The 4,397-nt window shown below is 60.8% G+C and carries 5 protein-coding genes; 1 reads left to right on the top strand and 4 read right to left on the bottom strand.

The annotated features are described in order from the left end of the window. Nucleotides 1-431, top strand: a 431-nt coding sequence (locus BGIM_RS50225) for a tetratricopeptide repeat protein (RefSeq protein WP_040888839.1), incomplete at its 5' end; no start/stop codon positions are given. Here BGIM_RS50225 and BGIM_RS0113425 read toward each other — a convergent pair. The 4 genes from BGIM_RS0113425 to BGIM_RS66495 all read right to left on the bottom strand — a co-directional run. Next, nucleotides 425-667, bottom strand: a complete 243-nt coding sequence (locus BGIM_RS0113425; RefSeq protein WP_157368951.1) for a hypothetical protein — start codon at nucleotides 665-667, stop codon at nucleotides 425-427. The genes BGIM_RS50225 and BGIM_RS0113425 overlap by 7 nt on opposite strands. Before the next feature lie 21 nt (nucleotides 668-688). Further along, nucleotides 689-1,720 (bottom strand): hypothetical protein, encoded by a 1,032-nt coding sequence (locus tag BGIM_RS50220; RefSeq protein ID WP_020470285.1) that lies wholly within the window; start codon nucleotides 1,718-1,720, stop codon nucleotides 689-691. A 222-nt stretch (nucleotides 1,721-1,942) separates the two neighbouring features. After that, nucleotides 1,943-3,367 carry a dihydrolipoyl dehydrogenase gene (gene lpdA, locus BGIM_RS0113415; protein WP_020470284.1) on the bottom strand — a complete coding sequence of 475 codons (1,425 nt, stop codon included), beginning with the start codon at nucleotides 3,365-3,367 and terminating at the stop codon, nucleotides 1,943-1,945. A gap of 153 nt (nucleotides 3,368-3,520) precedes the next feature. Continuing rightward, the coding region (locus BGIM_RS66495; protein WP_202947260.1) for a 2-oxo acid dehydrogenase subunit E2 at nucleotides 3,521-4,397 on the bottom strand (877 nt) is incomplete at its 5' end.

Below are 4,397 nucleotides of genomic sequence, written 5' to 3'. Positions count from 1 at the left end.
AGGCCCTCGCCATGCGGCAAGAGATTGGCGACCGAGCCGGGGAGGCCAACACCTGGCACAACTTGGCGACCATCGACCTGAGAGAGGCGAAATACGCGGAGGCAAGGGCCGGGTTCGCCAAGGCCCTCGCCATGCGGCAAGAGATTGGCGACCGAGCCGGGGAGGCCGCCACTTGGCACCAGTTGGGTTTTGTGGCTTGGGAATCAGACAAAAAATCTGGTGGCGTTTATCTCGTTGCGATTGGCTTTTTGATCAATCAAGCCATCGGTCATTGCAACACAGAGATGGCCCAAAAAATTCTTCTGTGGATGTGCGAGGAACTGGGCTACCAACTCGAGCAAGTTCTGGAATTGCTGAAATCAACCCAAGCCTCGCATCAACAAGACAGAGGCAAACGCCTTCTGGCCGATGCCTTCGGCGGCGATCAATGAGGCCCTTGTTTGCGGGGTTGGCCGGTGACTTCGACTTGCACCGGGACGCCGTCGATTTCTGTCGGCAGGGTTGTTTTTCCGGATGGCTGGCTCTGCAAATTCACTTTGATTCCGTAGCCGGTTCCGATGCGGGTGATGCCGAGGCCGACAACCGTGGCCAGCGGCGCGAACGCCATCGCGGCCAGTGGTTTGGCCGCACGGGCTTGCTCCAGCGTGATCGGTTGCGAAATGGCCATGTCATTCATCCTAAATGAAACTCACTTGACGACCAAGTCAGCCTTGAGGGCATCAAGCGCAAACCGGAGCGGGCTGGCGTAAGTCAGCCCTTTGTTGTTTGCCCCGCCAAGAGAACTGCACGCAAAAAGCAGGGCCACCGCCAGCCGGGTGTCGGCCTCGACGATCAGAGACCCGCTGTCGCCTGTCTGGCTAAACGGGTCGTCGCCCGCCCCTTCGATTTCCAATTGTTGGTCGAAACGGAGCTTCCCGATCCCATAATCGATAATGAGGGTGTCAAGTTCAAACACCGTCACCCGGCCGTGCGTCAGGCCCGACATCCGGCCAAGTTTGGCCAGTTTCGTGCCCACATCCACAAATTCGGCGCCCAACCCGGCCAGATTGCCAAGTCCCCGGATTGTGCCTGGGTCGAATTCCTGCCCGGCCGCCAATTCAGCCATTGCGGCATCGACGAGATTCACGCCTTCTTTCCTCAACCGCACAGTTTTGGCCAGTGTCGCGATGAGATCGGCTGGGTCGATGTCTCCCTCTTCCTCCCCTTTCTTTCCACCCGGCTGAAGGATGGCATCGCCGATTCTCGCTTGGTTTTCATTGGCCAGCACATGATTGTTCGAGAGGATGCAGACCGCCTTGGTGTCGCGTTTCCGGACAAACGCCCCGAGGGTGCCGGCTGCGGCGGCCTTGGCATTCCCGACCGAGATGCCGATCTGCAATGGCCGGTGTCGCTGTTGGCCCCATCGCGTCGCCTGCCCGGTGACGCGGCCAATGAACCGGACATCGACTTCACCCATCGACCGCTTGCGAATCTCCTTGACCTCGTTGCCGTCAATCAATTCCGACCGCTGAATCCGAACGGCCAGTTGAAAATCGGCCGCCGATGCCCTCGCAATGCCGAGGGCAATCGATGGCTGCGCCGCCGCTGTCGAGCCCAAACCCGGACCCATCTGCTCGAGCGCCTGTGTATACGACTTCGCCAAATACCCCTCATCGGAAAAAGGGGCGAGAACAGTATCCCTCAGTTGTTGTTTCAAACCCCGTGCGGAATCAAGCAACATGGGCAGCCTCAAAAAATGGTCATCGGCAAAGTGCGAGTGCGATGTCGTCGAATACTTATCAACTTATCGAATTGGGAGATTCATCCAAGCGTGCCGACGGGCTGTTGAAATGGTGATTGATCAAGCGAGTTCCATTGATGCCATCAAAATCGAAAGGCTGAAAAGACGGCATGGAACCCGTGAGGCCGCAACACATAAACGGCGTTGCGGCCTCACAAGGCGTTATCGCTTCTTCGGCTTCGCCAAGTGAGTCGCGCCACCCAAGGCCAGTTCGGCCCCTTCCATCACGGTTTCGGAGAGGGTCGGGTGGGCGTGGATGCTCTCGGCCAAGTCGCGGGCGACGGCGCCCATTTCAATGGCCAGCACAGCCTCGGCGATCATTTCACCGGCGCCGACGCCGACGATGCCGACGCCGAGAACCCGTTGCGTGCCGGGATCGACGAGGATTTTCGTCAACCCTTCGGTTCGGGCCAGCGTCACCGCGCGGCCGGAGGCGGCCCAGGGAAATGCCAGCTTTTCGTAGCGGATACCCTTGTCCTGGGCTTCCTTTTCCGTGATGCCCGCCCAGGCGATTTCCGGGTCGGTGAAGACCACGGCCGGGATCGCCCGCGGCTCGAAAGCGGCGGGCTGATTCAGGATGGTTTCCACGGCGGTGCGGGCCTCGGCCGTCGCCTTGTGGGCCAGCCCCGGTTCCTCGGCCACGTCCCCGATGGCGAGGATTTGCGGCACGTTGGTGCGGCGTTGTTTGTCGATCTTGATGTGGCCGCGTTCGTTCATCTCCACCCCGGCGGCCTCCAGACCCAGCCCGGCGCTATTGGGGCGGCGGCCGACCGACACCAGCACGCGGTCGAACGTGACTTGGGCGGGAACGTCCTTGCCTTCGAGCGTGGCGACGATGCCTTGCGGTGTCGGTTGCAGGGAGGCCACTTTCGTATTGAGATAGATCGCCTCAAACCGCTTGCGAAGCCGGTCTTCGACGGGCTTCACCAAGTCGCGGTCGGCGGTGGGGAGCAGGCCATCCGTGAATTCAACGACCGTCACCTTGGAGCCGAGGGCCGCGTACACGGTGCCGATTTCGAGGCCGATGTAGCCGCCGCCGATGATGAGCAGTTTCTTGGGGACGTCCGGCAGGAGCAAGGCCCCAGTGGAATCCATGATGCGCGGGTCGCCAAGGGCAAACGCCTTCGGCATCGCGGGCAGGCTGCCAGTGGCGATGATCGCGTGTTCAAACGTAATCGTGCCGGTGTTGGCCCCTTCCAACTTCACGGTGTTCGGCCCGGTGAAGACGGCTTTCGTGCCGGTCAGGGCTTCGACGCCTCGGCCCTTGCAGAGCATGCCGATGCCGCCGGTCAGCTTGCCGACGACTTTTTGCTGGACGAAGTTTTGTAGCTTGGGCAGGTCGATCTTCGGCTCGCCGAAGGAGATGCCATGCTCGGCCGATTCCTTCGTTTCTTCGATCAGTTTGGCGAGATGCAACAACGCTTTGGACGGGATACAGCCTCGGTTAAGGCACACGCCGCCAAGCCGTGGGTCCGAATCGACGAGGATGACCTTCACGCCATGATCGGCCGCATGCAGGGCCGCCGGGTAACCGCCGGGGCCGCCGCCAACGACGAGAAGTTGGATTTCTTTGTTTAGGTCACTCATCGGGGTTTGCCCAGAAACAGCGGAGGGGAAGAGACACAAAAGACAGAGGAGATTTAACCGCCGAGGGCACAGAGGGCACGGAGAAAACAAGAAGAGAGAAATCTTTGTTTGTCTTCTCCGTGTCCTCTGTGCCCTCGGCGGTTAAATCTCTTTTCAACTCTCCATCAACAACCGGATGGGGTCGCTGAACAGTTGCACAAGCCGGGTGGTGAAGCGGGCGCCGTCGGCGCCGTCGATGATGCGGTGATCGTAAGTCAGCGACAGCGGCATCATGAGGCGGGGGACGAACTGGTTGTCTTTATAGACCGGCTGGAGGGCCGACCGGGACAGGCCGAGAATGGCCACTTCGGGGTAGTTGATGATCGGGGCGAAGGCGGTGCCGCCGATGCCGCCGAGGTTGGTGATGGTGAATGTCCCGCCGCGCATTTCATCGATGGTCAGTTTGCCGCCGCGGGCCTTCTCGGCCAGCGTCGCCACTTCGGAGGCCAGATCGCGGATGCTCTTTTTGTCCGCGTCGCGGATCACGGGAACCACCAAACCGCGTTCGGTGTCAACGGCAATGCCGATGTGGTAATACTGCTTCAGGACAATTTCATTGTTCGCCAGATCGAAGGCTCCGTTGAAGTGCGGGAACTCTTTCAGGGCGGCGACGACGGCCTTGATCGCCAGCACCGTCATCGTCACCTTCGGCGAACCCTTCGGCAGGTTCTCGGTGATCCGCTTCCGGCCGGCTTCCAAGTCGGTGATGTCCGCGAGATCGTGCTGGGTGACGGCCGGGATGACGTTCGCGGCGATGGTCAGGTTCTCGGCGATCTTCTTGCGGAGATTGCTGAGAGGTTTCTTTTCAATTGGCCCGTACTTGGAAAAGTCCGGCATCGGCGGGGCGGTGATGCCTCCCCCGCCGGTGCCGGCAGGCTGGGCCATCCGTTTGCGAATGTGGGATTTCACGTCGTCCACGGTGACGCGACCGCCTCGGGCGGTGCCGGGCACTTCGGTCAGCGGCACCGCATGTTCGCGGGCATATCGCCGG

The organism is Zavarzinella formosa DSM 19928 (genome assembly GCF_000255705.1).
GTDB lineage: Bacteria > Planctomycetota > Planctomycetia > Gemmatales > Gemmataceae > Zavarzinella > Zavarzinella formosa.
The sequence above is the reverse complement of the archived record's forward strand: the minus strand, read 5'-3'. Positions and strand labels throughout refer to the sequence as shown.